16 protein-coding genes and 1 pseudogene are annotated in these 17,238 nt (G+C 46.0%); 6 read left to right on the forward strand and 11 right to left on the reverse strand.

All coding sequences use genetic code 11. The features are described from left to right. Positions 1-367: pseudogene (locus IQR33_RS32440) on the reverse strand (bifunctional glutamine synthetase adenylyltransferase/deadenyltransferase); the annotation flags it as partial. Between the two features lie 113 nt (positions 368-480). Continuing rightward, positions 481-1,737, reverse strand: a complete 1,257-nt coding sequence (locus tag IQR33_RS07210) for a methyl-accepting chemotaxis protein (protein WP_005379890.1) — start codon at positions 1,735-1,737, stop codon at positions 481-483. 105 nt (positions 1,738-1,842) lie between these two features. Between IQR33_RS07210 and IQR33_RS07215 the strand changes: the two genes are divergently transcribed. Beyond that, positions 1,843-2,616 (forward strand): potassium channel family protein, encoded by a 774-nt coding sequence (locus IQR33_RS07215; protein WP_025768395.1) that lies wholly within the window; start codon positions 1,843-1,845, stop codon positions 2,614-2,616. Between the two features lie 41 nt (positions 2,617-2,657). On the opposite strand, the gene IQR33_RS07220 is transcribed toward IQR33_RS07215, so the two are convergent. Beyond that, entirely contained in the window at positions 2,658-4,190 is a 1,533-nt protein-coding gene (locus IQR33_RS07220) for an inorganic triphosphatase (protein WP_193837546.1), read from the reverse strand. A gap of 212 nt (positions 4,191-4,402) precedes the next feature. Between IQR33_RS07220 and IQR33_RS07225 the strand changes: the two genes are divergently transcribed. From IQR33_RS07225 to IQR33_RS07235, 3 genes are all read left to right on the forward strand, one after another. Beyond that, positions 4,403-5,083: a TIGR00153 family protein gene (locus tag IQR33_RS07225; RefSeq protein ID WP_193837545.1), complete on the forward strand. Its 681-nt coding sequence runs from the start codon at positions 4,403-4,405 to the stop codon at positions 5,081-5,083. A gap of 131 nt (positions 5,084-5,214) precedes the next feature. Continuing rightward, complete coding sequence (locus IQR33_RS07230; RefSeq protein WP_005379898.1) at positions 5,215-6,474, forward strand: inorganic phosphate transporter; 1,260 nt, start codon at positions 5,215-5,217, stop codon at positions 6,472-6,474. A 178-nt stretch (positions 6,475-6,652) separates the two neighbouring features. Beyond that, complete coding sequence (locus IQR33_RS07235; protein WP_005379900.1) at positions 6,653-7,264, forward strand: TIGR04211 family SH3 domain-containing protein; 612 nt, start codon at positions 6,653-6,655, stop codon at positions 7,262-7,264. Between the two features lie 87 nt (positions 7,265-7,351). Here IQR33_RS07235 and ggt read toward each other — a convergent pair whose 3' ends face one another. The 3 genes from ggt to IQR33_RS07250 all read right to left on the reverse strand — a co-directional run bounded on the left by ggt (position 7,352) and on the right by IQR33_RS07250 (position 11,658). Further along, on the reverse strand, positions 7,352-9,082 hold the full coding sequence (ggt, locus tag IQR33_RS07240) for a gamma-glutamyltransferase (RefSeq protein ID WP_193843607.1): 1,731 nt from the start codon (positions 9,080-9,082) through the stop codon (positions 7,352-7,354). Positions 9,083-9,355: 273 nt separating this feature from the next. Next, on the reverse strand, positions 9,356-10,042 hold the full coding sequence (locus IQR33_RS07245) for a general secretion pathway protein GspB (RefSeq protein WP_182015955.1): 687 nt from the start codon (positions 10,040-10,042) through the stop codon (positions 9,356-9,358). Then, positions 10,042-11,658, reverse strand: coding sequence for an ExeA family protein (locus IQR33_RS07250; protein ID WP_193837544.1), 1,617 nt, complete (start codon positions 11,656-11,658; stop codon positions 10,042-10,044). The genes IQR33_RS07245 and IQR33_RS07250 overlap by 1 nt, the downstream gene beginning before the upstream one ends. Positions 11,659-11,795: 137 nt before the next feature. On the opposite strand from IQR33_RS07250, the gene IQR33_RS07255 reads away from it, so the two are divergent. Beyond that, positions 11,796-13,016 (forward strand): multifunctional CCA addition/repair protein, encoded by a 1,221-nt coding sequence (locus tag IQR33_RS07255; protein WP_193837543.1) that lies wholly within the window; start codon positions 11,796-11,798, stop codon positions 13,014-13,016. Between the two features lie 52 nt (positions 13,017-13,068). On the opposite strand, the gene IQR33_RS07260 is transcribed toward IQR33_RS07255, so the two are convergent. From IQR33_RS07260 to folB, 3 genes are read right to left on the reverse strand one after another with little or no spacing between them, the layout of a single operon-like run. Beyond that, positions 13,069-13,872, reverse strand: coding sequence for an undecaprenyl-diphosphate phosphatase (locus IQR33_RS07260; RefSeq protein ID WP_047101968.1), 804 nt, complete (start codon positions 13,870-13,872; stop codon positions 13,069-13,071). 14 nt (positions 13,873-13,886) lie between these two features. Next, a complete protein-coding gene (gene folK, locus IQR33_RS07265; protein ID WP_005387457.1) occupies positions 13,887-14,369 on the reverse strand; it encodes a 2-amino-4-hydroxy-6-hydroxymethyldihydropteridine diphosphokinase in 483 nt (160 codons plus the stop codon). Continuing rightward, a complete protein-coding gene (gene folB, locus IQR33_RS07270; protein ID WP_005379859.1) occupies positions 14,366-14,725 on the reverse strand; it encodes a bifunctional dihydroneopterin aldolase/7,8-dihydroneopterin epimerase in 360 nt (119 codons plus the stop codon). Before folB ends, folK begins: the two co-directional genes overlap by 4 nt. A gap of 250 nt (positions 14,726-14,975) precedes the next feature. Between folB and plsY the strand changes: the two genes are divergently transcribed. Continuing rightward, positions 14,976-15,587 (forward strand): glycerol-3-phosphate 1-O-acyltransferase PlsY, encoded by a 612-nt coding sequence (gene plsY, locus IQR33_RS07275; protein ID WP_005379857.1) that lies wholly within the window; start codon positions 14,976-14,978, stop codon positions 15,585-15,587. 34 nt (positions 15,588-15,621) lie between these two features. Here plsY and IQR33_RS07280 read toward each other — a convergent pair whose 3' ends face one another. Both IQR33_RS07280 and IQR33_RS32445 read right to left on the reverse strand, forming a co-directional pair. After that, positions 15,622-16,437, reverse strand: coding sequence for an alpha/beta fold hydrolase (locus tag IQR33_RS07280; protein WP_053350197.1), 816 nt, complete (start codon positions 16,435-16,437; stop codon positions 15,622-15,624). 176 nt (positions 16,438-16,613) lie between these two features. Next, positions 16,614-17,238 (reverse strand): tRNA (adenosine(37)-N6)-threonylcarbamoyltransferase complex transferase subunit TsaD (locus tag IQR33_RS32445; RefSeq protein ID WP_228013786.1); only part of this gene is annotated, 625 nt, incomplete at its 5' end.

Genomic DNA, 17,238 nt, shown 5'->3' on the forward strand with positions numbered 1-17,238 from the left:
ATAAGTGGCTTAAAGACGTCTCTAGAGACCATGCATGCGTGAAATCCTTCCACGCAATGTACACCATTTCTCGATTGCGAAACTGACGCAATACGCGATGACCAAACATCTCATCAGGACATTGTTCCAACAGTTCAGCAAGGCGTGAGCGGTAAGACTCCTGACGACTTGGCTGCGCTAACATACTTGGCAACTCACGGGCTAGGACTTCATCGCGATGAATGGCTTCAGTTATAAACTGGCTTAAGCCCGCCACATAACGAAATTGCTGCGCAACCTCATCGGGCCAAAGGGGAAAATAACCTGCGTCTTGGGCGTTTTGTACGGCAGATTCAGCGATAGAAATCAGTGGCGAAGGCAGCTGCATTTTTCTTCCTTGTTTGAAAAGCACGGTAACTCATTCTTTATACCAGACTGAAAGCAAATAAAAACGCCCACAAAAGGTTTGTGGGCGTTTTATCAAAAGTTCGGGATCGAATATTAAACTTGGAAAGATTTGATCTTCTTGTCTAGCTCACCTGCATTATTTTGCATCATTTCAGAGGTTTCTAGCAGCTCGGTAACAACAACAACTGAGGCTTCAACCAACTCACGTACATTGGTGAGGTTTTGGCTCATCTCTTCTGCAACACTGCTTTGCTGACCAGACGCCGTCGCGATCTGGAAGTTCATGTCATTGATTTGCGTCACTTGCCCAACAATACCATCGAGCTCAGATCCAGCATTAGAAACCAGCTCGTTTCCATCTGCCGCTTCTACAACGCTTTTTTCCATGAGTTCTACCGCAGATTCAGCACTGGTTTGCAGCTGTGCGATCATCTCTTGAATTTCTACCGTCGCTTGTTGTGTACGTTGGGCAAGGTTACGAACTTCATCTGCAACCACAGCAAAACCCCGCCCAGCCTCGCCAGCTCGCGCCGCTTCAATCGCCGCATTCAGTGCAAGCAGGTTGGTTTGTTCAGAAATGCCTTGAATCGTCCCTACAACGCTACCAATGGCTTCAACACGTTCTTCAACTTGGTTAACCGCTTGTGCCGATGAAGCGATATCCGACGAAAGTTCACTCATTTTCGCCATTGTACTTTGCAAGAACTGCTGACCAGAAATTGCTTGTGCGGAAGCTTGCTCTGTTAGAGAAGATGCCGTCTGGGCATGTTCCGCAACCGTTTGGACCGTCGACGACATTTCACTCATCGCCGTAGCAAGTTGATCAATTTCGTTAAACTCTTCTTGCGCCGATTCCTTCGTTTCCGACATGCTCAGCGTCATGACTTCGGTGAGCGTTGATAATTCATCAGACGCATTAATTTGCATTTGAATAACATCGTGCAATTGTCGACGTGTCTTTTCTAATTCACGTGCCACGTCTCCGTATTCATCTTTACAATCCATACCAAATGGAACAGAGAGGTTCTTGCTCGCCATCAGTTTGATCGCGTCGCTCAGATACTGTGTTTGACGCAACATCACTCTAGCCGCCGCTAATAAGAGCACGACAAAAACCACTATCAATAAGGCGGTTTGCCAAGCAACTTGCGTTAAGTATGCTTCATAATGCTGTTGGGCAACTTGCGCGTTTTGTGTCGCCGCTAAAAGTGAATCGTAAAAAGTGTTTGCGTCCCACAGTTGTTTTGCCACGATCAGGACAGTACTGAAGACCATCAGCATGACCATTTTAGGCACCAGTCGAATGTCGGATATGACCCTTTCCCATGGCTTAAATGCCAGCTTTTCCATTGTCAGTTCTCCACCGAGTCTTATATAGTCTTTATCTATAATCTTTATATTACTTATAGTTATGTTCGCGCTTTGCGTGGTTACGCGATTTATTTTGAGCTTCGTATGAAAAACAATGATATCAAAGACAGCACACGACCGATGGGCCTGTTGTCACTAATATTGTCTTTTATGGCACTATTTGTGATCTCTGGCTTGTTGTTTTTCCCGATCGATCACGAAACCCGTCAAGTTCTTATCGGTCTGGATTTCATAATCTGTAGTATTTTTCTACTACAGCTCACCATTGATTTGATCCGGTCCACAGATCGCTGGTTATTCCTTAAACGTCATTGGATAGATTTCGTGGCGAGCATCCCATTGATAGAGCCCCTGCGCTTTGCGCGTATTTTTCATATTATGCGAGTGGTATTAGTACTGCGTTCGTCAAAGTTCATTTTGCATCAGCTCAAAGAAAACCGCCGCGAAACTACGGTCGCCTCTATACTGCTATTGATGGTTATCCTCATAACGCTCGGTTCTAGTGCAATGCTGTTTATCGAAGCGAAAAACCCAGAAGCGAATATTCGCACTGGCGCCGATGCTTTGTGGTGGGTATTTGTAACGATCTCAACGGTTGGTTACGGCGATCATTATCCTGTGACCTCCATAGGAAAGTTTTTGGCTGTCATCATCATTGTTTGCGGGGTGGGTATCTTTGGTATGATCTCGGGTCTTATCACCTCTATCCTTACTGCCCCAACGAAACAACAGACGCACAGTTCAATCAATAAAGAACGTATGCTCGAGCAGCTCCTAACCCAACAAGCGCAAATACTAGAACGACTCGATTTCATGGAAAAAGAGCTACAACAACGTAAAACAGAGACAAAAAAATAGGACCATGCGGTCCTATTTTTTTGTCGTTACCACCAGAACGATCATTCACGCCAATAAGGCTGTACTTCCACACTGATCGCTCGGGTTTGATCCATTGCATGCAAAATTGAGCGCTCTTGACGGTGCAACCAGCGTTCTAACTGCTCTTTTTCTGCGTCTTCCAGCATATCAACCAACGGGAGCAAGTGGTTCAGCATTAGCAGATCATCGATACCATGCACCAGATCCGCCCATGGTAAACGGAAGCTGTTACGCTCATCCGAGTTATACAAACTCGCGAAACCAATGCCGGTATAGAGATTACGCAATAAGCGATAACGCTGATCAACGTACTCTTGCGCCGTCAAATCGCGCTCTGCTGGGAAAGCTTCCATTAGCTCAGCCCAAGTGCGATCGAGCTGAGTAACTGAAAACGGCATGATGTTGCTTGCCATTTTTTCACGTGCTTTTTCATCAAGAAATGGCTGCCAACCGCGTGCTAAGATCCAGCGGCTTAGATCCAGCAGTAACCCTGTGTAACGAGCGGAATTGAGCAACCCTAGCACTTCTTCACGGCTTGGCAACTCTTGTAACTGCTGAGTCAGCTCAGATACTAAGAACTTACGTGCATCCAACTTGCGCAGCACATTGCCTTTGTCATCTAAAAGCTCTTCAAGGTGTGCATGCTCATCCAACCAACTCAGTTCTTCTTCCAACCATTTAAGCTCTTGGCGCAGAATCGCGCTCGCGCGACGAGGGACAATCCCGCCAAAAATAGTCAATGTTTGACGAATGAAACGAATGGCATTACTGATTTCACGCAGTGCTTCCACGCTGTCACGCTCAGCATAAATTTGCTCGTGATAATGCCAATGAGACAAAGCGTGCTCTAATGAGTTGATCAAGCAAAATTCAACGGTATCCGTCGGACTACTGTCCACAAGTGCCAATGATTTTACTTCATCACCCGCATAACCGCTTGCAAGTCGATAACCTTTCGCCGCTTTGCTCAAGTTACCCAAGCGCATACCGCCTTGCTCGCAAAAGCTGCGTGCCAGTGTGAATAAAGCTTCGGTTTGGCCAGACTTAAGCTCCAGTTCAACTTCGCAAATTGGCTCTTGCTTCTCTTCTTCGTCTTCACCTTTGGCTACAACTAAACCTTGGTCAAAGGCAACTTCAATCTGACTGCCATCGGGCATGCCAATCAGCCATTGTTCACGTGTGAAGTTGGTCGAGAATAATGGCATAAGCTCGTATTGCAGCGTTTCTGCATCTTTACCTGGAGGCCAAATATCTAGAGGATGAAGCGACAGATCAGGCTCGTCGCTAGTGTGCTCAGCATTGTATTCTGGTCTTTGATGTAAGCCTGCGACGACGCGTCCTGCTGTCTTTACGGTTTGGACGAATACATCATCAAAACGGCGAATTCTTAAACCAATGTCGTGCTTTCTAAGCCATTTATCGGCAGTATCAAAATAGGTGTTACCCAAGTCACGACAACTATGCTGAAGTACTTTTGTCTCAGAAATTTTTTCTTTTAAAGTTTCTGAAAATTCAGGAGAAACAAAAAACTTCAGTTCTATTTCGGTTTCCATAGCTATACCTTTCAAAGCAGATAGAAACAGGATATTGCGTAATTTCTCACACGGCAAGAGAGAAATATCGCCGGAATGATGATCTAAAACAGTTTTAATGAGCGATTTAATGCGTTACCATGCGCGCCTTTATAGCCATCGTTCAACATTTCGCCAAGCACTCAGAAATGGTGTATGTTTTTTTAAGGTTATAGTTATTAGGTTGAATGACCATGCCAGTAAATACAATTATGGGGTTATTTGCAAAGTCCCCAATTAAGCCTTTGCAACGCCACGTTGTGTGTGTCAACGAATGTTGTTCACACTTGGTGAAATTCTTTGAAGTATCTTCAAAGGGTGATTGGGAAAAAGCAGCAGAAATCCGTGCACAAATTTCTCACCTAGAGAAAGAAGCGGATGTGCTGAAACGTGAAATCCGTCTAAAACTGCCTCGCGGTTTGTTCATGCCAGTCGACCGTACTGACATGCTTGAGCTTTTGACTCAACAGGACAAACTTGCAAACCTGGCAAAAGACATTGCTGGCCGTGTATATGGTCGTCAACTTGTCATCCCTGAGGCTCTCCAACCACACTTCCTCGCTTACGTTCAACGTTGTCTTGATGCTGCCGAGCAGGCGCAAAAGGTAATCAATGAACTTGATGAATTGCTAGAAACCGGCTTCAAAGGCCGTGAAGTGACGCTCGTCGCTGAAATGATTCATCAATTAGACGTTATCGAAGATGATACCGATGCCATGCAGATTGAACTTCGCCAACAGTTGATGGTGATTGAAGCTGACATGAACCCTATCGATGTCATGTTCCTGTACAAGATTCTTGAATGGGTAGGTGGTATTGCCGACCAAGCGCAGCGCGTAGGTGCTCGTTTGGAAGTCATGCTATCTCGATCTTAAAACATAAAGTTAACGACATAACGAAGAGCATAATTAACACGTGTCATAGGGACGATGACTATTTTCATCGTCTTATGGTTTGGCGCGCGTAAAATTTTGTTCCGCTTGTTATAAAACAACTAGGTATTACGATGGATATCCTTGCGAACTACGGCACTGTCCTGATTATTGTTGCAGCGATTTTTGGTTTCATGATGGCGATTGGTATTGGCGCGAACGACGTTGCTAATGCGATGGGTACATCTGTAGGTTCAAAAGCGCTAACTGTAAAACAAGCTATCATCATTGCGATGATCTTCGAATTTGCAGGTGCTTACCTTGCAGGCGGTGAAGTAACCGACACTATCCGTAAAGGTGTAATCGAAACTTCTTTATTTGCTAGTCAACCAGATGTTCTTGTCTACGGCATGATGTCTGCGCTTTTGGCAGCAGGTACATGGCTGCTTCTTGCTTCTTACATGGGCTGGCCAGTATCAACGACTCACTCAATCATAGGTGCAATCATTGGTTTTGCATGCGTATCAGTAGGTACTGAAGCGGTTGACTGGGGCAGCGTTCAAGGCATTGTTGGTAGCTGGATTATTACGCCAGTGATTTCAGGTTTCTTTGCTTACGTTATCTTTGTCAGCGCACAACGCCTGATTTTTGATACAGAGAACCCTCTGTTTAACGCGAAACGTTTTGTACCTGTTTACATGTTCATCACAACAATGGTGATTGCACTTGTAACCATCAAAAAAGGTCTGAAACACGTTGGTCTTCACCTGACCAATGGTGAAGCCTGGATGTGGGCAGCAGCAGTTTCAGCACTTGTGATGATTGGCGGCTACGTATACATCCAGAAAAAATTCGCTAATCGCGAAGAAGACCGCAGCTTTTCTGGCGTGGAAGGTATCTTCAGCGTTCTGATGGTTATCACCGCTTGTGCGATGGCATTTGCACACGGTTCAAACGACGTTGCAAACGCCATTGGTCCACTGTCTGCTGTCGTATCGACTGTTGAACACATGGGCGAAATCAGCACGAAAAGCACCATCGCTTGGTGGATTCTACCTCTTGGCGGTATTGGTATCGTGGTCGGTCTTGCAACACTGGGTCACAAAGTAATGGCAACCGTTGGTACAGGCATCACTGAGCTAACGCCTAGCCGCGGTTTTGCAGCACAGCTAGCAACAGCATGTACGGTAGTTCTAGCGTCTGGTACAGGCCTGCCAATTTCAACCACTCAAACATTGGTTGGTGCGGTTCTCGGTGTTGGCTTTGCTCGTGGTATCGCAGCACTGAACCTAGGCGTAGTTCGTAACATCGTGGCATCATGGATCGTTACACTACCAGCGGGGGCGTTATTGGCCGTAGTATTCTTCTACGGACTTCAAGCGATGTTCGCTTAAGACACTCGTCAATAGAATGTAAGCGCTTTGTCATTATTGACTCAAACGCACAGAAAGGGAGGCTTTGCCTCCCTTCTTTGTTGCACCGAGGTTTGAAACTGCATACTATTCGTCTATTTCCGGCTCCAATCATTCGGTGCCAACGCTGTCTCCAAGAAAAATCGTTAAGGGATTTACTGTGAAAAAACTAATCATCACGGTTTTGTTTACTTTGCTAGCAGCGCCAGCGGCCCTAGCAGCAGACCGTTATATTTCTGATGACCTCTTCACTTTTATGCACTCAGGTCCAAATAACACCTACCGTATTATTGGTAGTGTTAACGCCGGTTCTAAAGTACAACTGATTAAAACCAACCGAGATACTGGCTACACGCAAGTTCGTGATGACCGTGGTCGCACTGGTTGGGTACAAAGCAAGTTTGTGACAAACCAAGAGAGCATGGCAATTCGCCTTCCTCGCATTGAGAAAGAGCTAGCCGAAGTAAAAGAGCAGCTTGCTAATGCTCGTCAAACTTCTGATGCAGAGAAAGCCGGTCTTGTTACCTCTCTCGAAACACGTAACCAACAAATTTCAGATCTAGAAAATAAATACTCTGAGATCAGCGATCAGCTTACTTCTGTTGAAACAGAAAACCGCGAGCTACGCGCAAAACTGGATACACAAAAAGATGACATGCTGCTTAAGTACTTCACTTATGGCGGCGGTGTCGCAGGTTTAGGTTTACTATTTGGTTTGATTCTTCCGCATGTCATGCCTCGTAGAAAGCGCTCTCCTGCGGGTTGGGCATAAACCTCACGCTTTTATCTTTAAAAAGAACGCAAAAGCCAGTCGATATCGACTGGCTTTTTAGTTTGCTTCGTTTGACAGAAGTGAGTATTACTCCCCCATTGAACTAGAGGCTCGACGACGATCCGTTGCGCCATAAAGCTTGCCATCTTTTAGCTCAATTGCATTCAAACCGCTTACCACTGGAATAACGTGCACTGGGTAGCCAAGCTCCATAAACTCAGGCACCAGCATTTCTGCGAACGTTTTCTTTTCCACCAGCAAGCCAGTCGGGTCATAAGGCTTAGTGCGGTCTATTTTGGTGCCGTACTGAATGTTTGGTAAGTCAATTGCCTCTTGCGCTGATAAGTTCCAATCCAGCACCCCAACCACGGTTTTGAGTACATACCCCGGGATTTGTGAACTACCTGGTGACCCAACCACCAAACGCAAATTATCATCACTGTCCATCACCATTAATGGCGTAATAGCCGAACGTGGACGCTTGCCCGCTTCAATTGAGTTTTGTGTAGGTTTGCCGTTAACCGTTGGCAGAGGTGAGAAGTTAGCCATCTGCGCATTCAAGACAACGCCATCGACCATCACACCCGAGCCCATACCCGTTCCTACCGTGCTGGTCATCGCAATTGCATTTCCATCTCTATCGACGATAGAAATATGCCCTGTATCTTTGCTCTCGAAGCCTTGATATTGCGCATACTGAGTTTGCGTTATCTGTCCTGCTTTTGGATCCTCTTTTAAAGTGCCATTATCAGGGATTAAATCACGTCTCTGATCTAGATAGGCTTTAGACAACAACTGTTCAACTGGCGTTTCCACATAATCCGGATCTCCGGCATACGCAATACGATCGGCTTTTGCAATTCGCATCGCTTCAGTCATGAGACGCCAAGGTTCCACATCCGTTTTCGCCATATGGGCAATGTCATAGGGTGCGAGCAGTTCAAGACTCTGAGCGACCATCACACCGCCCGAAGCTGGGTAACCAAAAGAGACGATTTTATTCCCACGGTAGTCGCTCTCAATGATGTCACGCTGCTTCACTTGGTAATGTTTAAAATCTTCTAAAGACAACTTCTCGTGTTGGTCATCAATACGACTATTAACCGTCTCTACGATGTGCTGACCAAGCTCACCACCATAAAGGTAACGATCGCCTTGTTGCGCGATCTTCCTCAGCGTCTCAGCCATCTTAGGGTTCTTCATCAAGGTTCCCGTCGGCTTAATATCGTCCCCTTGCCAATACAAGGCTTTCACTTCCGGATCTTGCTCAAGTCGGCTTTGCTCTCTTACTACGATGTCGTAGGTGTAGCTGTTCATCGCATACCCATTGCTCGCCAATGTAATCGCTGGCTTAATCAGCTCTGCCCATGGCAACTTGCCGTATTGTTCATGAGTGGTGTAAAGCAACCGCAACGTGCCCGGAACCGCAACAGAACGAGGGCCTAATATTTCGTTGCGACTGAGTACTTCCCCATTCTCAACAAACATTTCAGGGTTCGCGCTAGAGGGCGCTTCATCTCGACCATCAAGGGCCAGAAATTTTTTCTCGTCATGTTGATAAAACAGCGCGAAAGTCCCGCCGCCAATTCCGGTCATATCTGGCTCAACGACAGACATCACCATCTGCATCGCGACCATAGCATCAACAGCGTTACCGCCTTCTTTCAATATTGAGTAACCGGTACTGCTCACGTAAGGATTCGTCGCACTGACCATGAAATCTTGCCCGCGACTATCTGGTGTAACTGGGAATGGGTCTGGCTTTGCTGCATAGCTTGTCGATGCAACAATGCTTAAAGAAAAAATCAGAATACGCATGTGTCTCTGTTTAGACTCCTATTATGTGATGGGGTCTAACGTGGACCAAGTCATTACTCCGAAGTTCGTGAAGATGGTGTCTTTTTACACAACGTTGACTGGAATCGCGCTATCAATAGATGAATGATATTGGTGCTATTTAAACGACTGAGAAAAGCTATATTTTGCTTGTTTGAGTATCTAAAAATCATCACCAGAATAGATGCAAAAGATGCTCTGAAAAATAAAAAGCCAGCGATATGATTTCGCTGGCTTGATGTGTTTCTACAAGAGTTACCCTTTCCACTCATACAACGCTGGTATACGAATTTGCTCACCTTGGAACTCAACAATCACAGCTTGCGGTTGTATTTCTCTTAGAGTGACCTGATCATCAACGACATCCCCTTGATGATATTCAATATTGTTAATTTTCACCCAACGGCGATTTTCATCACTAGCGTACATATGGGTTTGCAAATTAAGCGCAGGTAGACGCCCTTGCCACTGGTGAGCGTTGCGCTCTAAATCGTTCACGCGTGCCGTTTGTGATGAAGAATTGTCATCATCTCGGGATAAGGCATTTTCGACCTTCCTAGCTAAATCAGGAGATAATGAGGATAAATCCAGATCATCCAAAGACAACCCGAGGTCCTCTTCAGCAGCAGAAGTCGCTTGGGTTGATGCTGAGTTGCGTGTTTCATCTCTGCTTGGTGTATGGCTCGTGTATTCATCGGGGGTGGTAAATGTACCAAAATCACGCGATAGCTCTGCACTTGGCCACTCTCTTGGCAATTGGGCCAACTGGGTGTTCTCTGGATAGTCTAATACTTTGAAAGGTGATACCACTTCGACCTTTTCTATCGGGGACGTTGTATCTACTTCAGCACTCGGTGCAAAGAGATCTAAGTACCAAGCGACTCCGATAGCAGAAGCAGTGATTGGCAGCAAGAACAGACCTATATGTTTCACAGCTGACATTATGCGTCCTCCTTCTCGATTCTCGCCAGTTGAGGCGCATCTGGCTGAACATTTTGCTGAAGTCGGTCTAGCGTTCGCTTACCTGCAATACCATCGACACCAATTCCTTGCCAACGTTGAAATAACTCGACTCGCTCTTTCATCGCACCATCAAAAATAGACGTTTCAAGCAGTGGCTCACTCACCGCTTCTGCTAATAATCGGTCTAATACTTCAATCGCAGGGCCTTCCATGTCTAAACGTAATGTTTCATTCAGCGGAGCATGCCACAGTTCGATAATATTGCCCTGCCACAACGGCTTTAGCCACGAAACTGGCAGACGGAGACGCTGCTTACCATTGAGCACTTCAGCTTGATCATTACCGACGGCATATAGAATGACATACCCAACATCACCTTGATAATTCAACTCCAAGATCACAGGGCGATTTTGTTGCATCAACAGCGGCCAAGTCGCCATTTTACGCTCACAACGCATAGTCGACTGCGGTTCTGACAAACAAAGATTATCGCGAACCGATGCTTGATACCCCCACAAACGATACAAATCATTTACAGCGAGGTTCGACTGTTTTTGTGTTAACAATAAATCACGCTGCTCATCCGTTAACTGTTGGCTGACGACGGTTGGTGTTGGCTCTACTCTTGGCTCCGTCACTTGTGTCAACACTGACGTCGCTTGAGCTGGCATATAATTCACGACCGCCCACCCCGTACTTAATGCAGCAATAAGGCCTACCGTGACAGAGCCCCAAGCAGGCCAACGGAAAGTCCGGCGCTCTTTTTTATCTTGCTGATAAATATCTGCCTGAAACTGCATCACCTCTTCACAGGCCTGCTGAACGGTTTGCTTATCCACAACCACATTACCCTGGTGATAACTAATGTTGAGGGATTTGTCACAGATAAGGTTGATGAGCCGCGGTATACCGTGACTGTATTTGGCTATAAGTTTACAAGAAGCACGATTAAACAGTTGCTGGTTGCCACCTGCTGTATGTAGTCGAAATGCGATGTAATCTTCTGTCTCTTTTTCATCCAACGGCAACAGGTGATAACGCCCAGTAATACGCTGGGCAAGTTGGCGTAGTTGTGTTGTTTGTAATAACCGCTGCAATTCAGGCTGCCCGACCAACAATACTTTGAGCAGTTTTCTGGTATCGGTTTCCAAGTTGGTCAACAAGCGCAACTGCTCTAGAACGTCGGCAGCAAGGTGTTGAGCCTCATCAATGACCAGCAATGTCTGCCAGCCTGAACGATAATTACGCAGCAAATATTGATGGATAACCTGGTTTAGCTGTTTGAGGTTTGCGTCTGGCGGATAGGTGATTTTGAACTCATCACAAATGGCTTCGAGCAAATCTCTACTCGAAAACGTGGGATTGAGGATAAGACCCGCTTTGGTGTTATCACCCAAATTCGCCAGCATCGCTTTTGCGACAGTCGTTTTGCCTGTACCTACTTCGCCAGTAAGCATAGCAAAGCCACCGCCATCGCCTAGCCCAGCTTGGAGATGTGTGATTGCCTCTTTGTGACGTTGGCTTAAATACAAATAACGTGAGTTTGGAACAATCGAAAATGGTTGTTCGACAAACCCAAAAAAGTCCTTATACATTAGGCTCTCCAGCTAAAAAACCACCTGGGAATAGTCAGACATGGTATAAACGCTCTTCTTCTATTCTTAGGAGTAAAGAAAAGTACCATTGCTTGCTACAATGTCCAACGGCATATCCATAAATTAAGAGGTAATTTGTGCAAGTTTATTTAGTAGGTGGTGCTGTTCGAGATAAATTGCTCGGAATTGATAGTTATGACAACGATTGGGTAGTCGTAGGCGCGACGCCTGAGATGATGCTGTCCCAAGGATACACCGCCGTTGGTAAAGACTTCCCTGTATTTCTGCATCCCAAAAGTAAAGAAGAACATGCCCTTGCACGAACAGAGAGAAAGTCAGGTTCTGGTTACACTGGTTTTGAATGCTTCTTCGATCAAAACGTCACCTTAGAAGAAGATTTGATACGTCGTGATTTAACCATTAACGCGATGGCAATGGAGAGTGATGGCAGGATCCATGACCCATATGGTGGCCAGCAAGATCTCAACGATAAACTGCTACGCCATGTATCAGACGCCTTTATTGAAGACCCTCTACGCGTTTTACGTGTCGCTCGCTTCGCAGCGAAGCTTGCTGATCTAAACTTTACGATTGCCGACGAAACCATGCGGTTAATGCGTCACATGGCAGAGTCCGGAGAGCTGAGCACACTGACTCCCGAGCGTGTTTGGCAAGAATGGCATAAATCTCTCTCTACTCCTCGCCCTGATATCTTCTTATCGGTTCTACGAGACTGTGGGGCATTAACCGTGGTGTTACCTGAAATTGATGCACTATTTGGCGTACCTCAACCTGAGAAGTGGCATCCAGAAATCGATACTGGCATCCATACTTTGATGGTGGCAGAGCAAGCCGCAAAATTGAGTAACTCACTCCCCGTCAGGTTTGCCGCCCAAGTGCATGACTTGGGTAAAGGCGTGACGCCAGAGAGCGAATGGCCAAGCCACAAAATGCATTGCCATACAGGATTAAAACTGATCAAAAAGCTGTGCGAACGTGTCCGGGTACCAAATGAGTTTCGTGATTTAGCCTTGATGGTGTGCGAACAGCACTCCAATATTCATCGCGCGGCTGAACTTAAACCACAAACCATAATTAAAATACTCAATAAACTTGATGTGTGGCGTAAGTCCGAACGTCTGCAAGATATCTTGCTTTGCTGCCAAGCGGATCACGCTGGTCGTAAAGGACTGGAAACGCAACCATATCCACAGGCGGATATTTTTAGGCAATCCTACCAAGCAGCAGCGGCAGTTGACGTTCAAACCATAATCAAAGAGGGCTTTAAAGGCCCTGCGATTCGTGACGAGCAAGAAAAACGACGTATTGAAGCAGTGAAAGCAGCACTTAAGAAGTAACGAACAAACAAAAACGCCCGCGGATTTCGCGGGCGTTTTTCGTTAACATCAATTATGCACTTAATAGAAAAGCGAACAAACCGACGCCCAAAATCAGACGGTAAATCACAAACGGTGTCATGCCCATGCGTGAAATCATCTTCAAGAAGAAGTGGATACAGATGTACGCACTGATAAACGATGTGATAATGCCAGTCATTAAGAAACCAACATGGACAGGTTCACCACTGGTCACTAACTTCATACCTAAGTAGCTACCAGCTAATGTAATGATTGGGATCGACATTAAAAACGAAAATCGGGCAGCCGCTTCTCGAGTAAAGCCAAGGTAAAGCGCTGCTGTGATGGTCGCCCCTGAACGTGAAGTTCCAGGAATCATCGCTAAGGCTTGAGCAATACCGATATATACAGCTTTCTTCCAACCCGTTTGGTATTCATCGGCAACGAGTTTAGCGTTTTTGTCTACCCACCATAGCAACAAGCCAAATACGATCGTGGTAGTCGCGATGACGTAAGCGCTACGTAGATACACTTCAATGATGTCTTTCATCAATAAGCCGAACACACAAGCTGGAATCGTCGCAATCACGATCATCCAAGCCAATTTAGCTTCTTTACTGCGATCTCCTTTAAAGATCGAAGCAAATAACGCTTGAAACAAAGTGATTACTTCATGACGAAAATAGATCACGACAGCCATTAATGTACCGACGTGAACAGCAACATCAAAGGCCAGACCTTGGTCTTCCCATCCTAAAATAGCGGAAGGCAGGATCAAATGGGCAGAGCTTGAGATAGGCAAAAACTCTGTCAGCCCCTGAATCAGAGCCAAAATAAAGGCTTCAAAATAACTCATGTAAACAACTCAAATTAAAAATGAAAGGAAACGGGTTTGAGCGAATCGACTGGCTGCATAGCATGCCAAATGTCTGCGACTGTGCGTCCATCGCCTGGGATCACTAATTGCGGTTCGAGATCATACAACGGCTTTGTGACAAAAGGATATTTGTAGATATCACTGCGAGGTAGCTCAGGTTTTTTCTTGGAGACGCGCTCACCGAACAACACTATATCGAGATCCAGTGTTCGATCCTGATACTTTTGCGCGTTTTCTTCGCGTCCCCACTTAAATTCAATCTCGCGTAGTTGATGGCTCAACTCTTCTAATGACAACTCGGTACGCATTGCAACGACAAAGTTGTAGAAATTCTTGCTGCTAAAACCAATAGGTTCGCATTCATATATCGGTGATACGAGAAGATTTTCTCCAAGCCGTTGCAGCTCCTGATACGCAGCAAGCACATGTTGCTCTCTTTCTACGTTCGTCCCAACACCGATATAGGTGGTGATCATGCTCGGCCTCGCTCAATCACCACACCAACAGCACGTGCTTGCGGCACGGCGCCAGGCTTCGCTAGGCGGATTTTCACCCAAGGCACTGAGAAACGCAGCATGATAAGCTCTGCTACTTCTTCAGCCACGCGCTCGACCAGTAAGAAACGACCATTTTCAATGTGGTTAAGTACCGCCTCACTCACCTGCGAATAATCCAGTGCATCTTGCACATCATCACTTTTGCCCGCAGGTTTATTATCGTGTGCCATTTCAATATCTAGAACCAACTTTTGTTTGATTTGTTGTTCCCAGTCGTACACGCCAATGGTGGTGATTACTTCTAACTGTTCAATAAAAACTTTATCCAGAGCCATCTTATGTCCTTCTATTACAGAGGTCGGATACCCGTGAGGGGTAATTTGATCGTAGTATTCTATACCTAAGTAACATTTACTTTGGTCATCACAATGTTACTTAGGTATAAACTGCGAAAGCATCTTTATATACAAGAAATCACATAATGCAAGCTCTATCACAGTGAGGATTTCTGCATTATGTAAATTCGGGGTATGATAGCAACTACGCGGGAACCGAGCATTAAATTCCAATCCATCAAGGACTTCTATGGACGCACTGGCACTGATAATGACAATGGCCGCCTATTTATTAGGTTCGGTTTCCAGTGCGGTTTTGATCTGTCGACTCTTAAAACTGCCAGACCCACGCAGTGTGGGATCTAACAATCCTGGAGCAACGAACGTATTGCGTATTGGCGGACGAGGAGCCGCTGTTTCAGTCTTGTTGTGTGATATGCTCAAAGGCACTATCCCCGTGTGGGGCGGATACTTTCTTGGTATCGACCCTATCATTCTTGGCGTCATCGCCATTGCTGCCTGTCTTGGCCACATGTACCCCATCTTTTTCCACTTTAAAGGCGGAAAAGGTGTCGCAACCGCGCTTGGCGCTATCGCTCCGATTGGTTTGGACTTAACAGGATTGGTAATGTTAACTTGGCTGTCAGTAGCCGCGCTATTCCGCTATTCATCCTTAGCGGCTCTCGTCACGGTTTTGGTCACTCCGTTTTATACTTGGATGTTTAAACCGCAATACACGTTACCTGTTGCTATGCTGTGCTGCTTAATCGTATTTAAGCATCATCAAAATATTCGTCGGCTTTTGTCTGGCGACGAGCCAAAAATCGGCGAGAAAAAACTGACACAAAAAAACTCGGCTTAATGCCGAGTTTTTCGTTTAAAGAAGGATGTATTGGTTACGCATGAACTCGATTCAGGAAGTTCAACAACATCTGGTTGACGAACTCAGGTTGCTCTAAACAACTGATATGTCCCGCTTGGGGAATCTCCACCAACTCACTGCCTGTGATACAGTCTTTCATTAAATAAGATTCAAAAACTGGACGGGGTTTATCTTCACAGCCCACTGCAATTAACGTCGGCAGAGCAAATTTTTCCGAATCCTCAATCACATCCCGGCGACCAAACACCATGCGCCCTATGCGAGCTACTTCCACCGCACGCTCACCGTTCAGCTCTTCTAAACTGCGTTTGAATGAAGCGACAAGTTTAGGGTTATCCTGATTGACGTTGTTGGCAAAGAACAGCGGCACAACGGCTTCAATAATTGGCGCAGGCACTGCTTGGACTTGGCTGATGGTATCAAGCATTGCAAAATACTTCTTATACGTAACTTCTGGCTCCCAGCCAATGAAGGTATCCATCAATACCAGTGACTTAACACGTTGCGGCGCTTGAGCCGTTAGCTCTGCTCCCCACATGCCGCCAACAGATAAGCCCACTATCGAGAACTCTTCGATATCTAAATGATCCATCAATGCCAACATATGTTGTGCATAGTCGGCCAATGACTGTGTCGATGCAGGTGCAGCGTCCGATTCACCATGTGCCCAAAGATCTGGCACAATACAACGGAATGACTGGCTTAAAACCTCAACTTGCGGCGCCCACATTTGGCTATCCCAAAGGTAACTATGACCAAATAGAAGCACAGGGCCCTCACCTTTATCTAGATAAGCAAGTTGCTGACCTTCAATTTCAAACTTATTCATTGTTATATCCATTTCTTATTCTTCCACGTCATCCTAGCACTGAAACAATAGCGAACTGCTCGCATCAGTCAGAATGTAAAACGAGGCGGTTCATTGAATAATTAAAAATAAAGGCCTCTGAGGAGCAGAGACCTTTATTACACAGAACCGGTTTCAAACCTACCGCATAAATTTGACTAAGCGACAGGTGTTAGTTGATCAATTGGCCAACGTGGACGAGCCTCTACTGACATATCAGCCACTTCGCCATTCTTCAAGCGCTGCATGCCTGCGTAAGCGATCATCGCACCGTTATCTGTACAGAACTCAGTACGTGGGTAGTAAACTTCGCCGCCAACTTTCTTCGCTAACTTCTCTAACTCAGCTCGCAAACGACGGTTAGCACTCACACCACCAGCAATAACAATGCGTTTCATGCCTGTTTGCTCAAGCGCGCGCTTACATTTAATAGCCAACGTAGCACACACAGCCTCTTCAAATGCCAATGCGATGTCCGCGCGAGTTTGCTCGTCATCACCGTTTGCAGCAATCGTGTTAGCCGTAAAGGTTTTTAGACCAGAGAAACTCATGTCCAAACCTGGCACATTCGTCATTGGGCGCGGGAACTTAAAGCGGCCCGGTGTACCTTTTTCCGCCAGTTTAGATAATAGTGGACCGCCTGGGTAATCCAAACCCATTAGCTTCGCTGTTTTATCAAACGCTTCGCCCGCCGCATCATCAATCGACTCACCTAGAATTTTGTACTCACCGATGCCTCTCACCTCCACCATCATAGAGTGACCGCCCGATACTAATACCGCC

Origin of the sequence: Vibrio sp. OPT46, from assembly GCF_015163535.1 — a bacterium.
In the GTDB taxonomy this organism is placed as follows: Bacteria; Pseudomonadota; Gammaproteobacteria; order Enterobacterales; family Vibrionaceae; genus Vibrio; species Vibrio alginolyticus.

Coding starts and splice junctions, on each gene's coding strand:
- IQR33_RS07250 (WP_193837544.1), bottom strand. CDS start 11,658: ATGTATAAGGACTTTTTTGGGTTTGTCGAACAACCATTTTCGATTGTT.
- IQR33_RS07245 (WP_182015955.1), bottom strand. CDS start 10,042: ATGTCAGCTGTGAAACATATAGGTCTGTTCTTGCTGCCAATCACTGCT.
- IQR33_RS07225 (WP_193837545.1), top strand. CDS start 4,403: ATGCCAGTAAATACAATTATGGGGTTATTTGCAAAGTCCCCAATTAAG.
- IQR33_RS07215 (WP_025768395.1), top strand. CDS start 1,843: ATGAAAAACAATGATATCAAAGACAGCACACGACCGATGGGCCTGTTG.
- IQR33_RS07220 (WP_193837546.1), bottom strand. CDS start 4,190: ATGGAAACCGAAATAGAACTGAAGTTTTTTGTTTCTCCTGAATTTTCA.
- IQR33_RS07210 (WP_005379890.1), bottom strand. CDS start 1,737: ATGGAAAAGCTGGCATTTAAGCCATGGGAAAGGGTCATATCCGACATT.
- folB (WP_005379859.1), bottom strand. CDS start 14,725: ATGGCTCTGGATAAAGTTTTTATTGAACAGTTAGAAGTAATCACCACC.
- IQR33_RS07280 (WP_053350197.1), bottom strand. CDS start 16,437: ATGAATAAGTTTGAAATTGAAGGTCAGCAACTTGCTTATCTAGATAAA.
- plsY (WP_005379857.1), top strand. CDS start 14,976: ATGGACGCACTGGCACTGATAATGACAATGGCCGCCTATTTATTAGGT.
- ggt (WP_193843607.1), bottom strand. CDS start 9,082: ATGCGTATTCTGATTTTTTCTTTAAGCATTGTTGCATCGACAAGCTAT.
- IQR33_RS07260 (WP_047101968.1), bottom strand. CDS start 13,872: ATGAGTTATTTTGAAGCCTTTATTTTGGCTCTGATTCAGGGGCTGACA.
- IQR33_RS07230 (WP_005379898.1), top strand. CDS start 5,215: ATGGATATCCTTGCGAACTACGGCACTGTCCTGATTATTGTTGCAGCG.
- folK (WP_005387457.1), bottom strand. CDS start 14,369: ATGATCACCACCTATATCGGTGTTGGGACGAACGTAGAAAGAGAGCAA.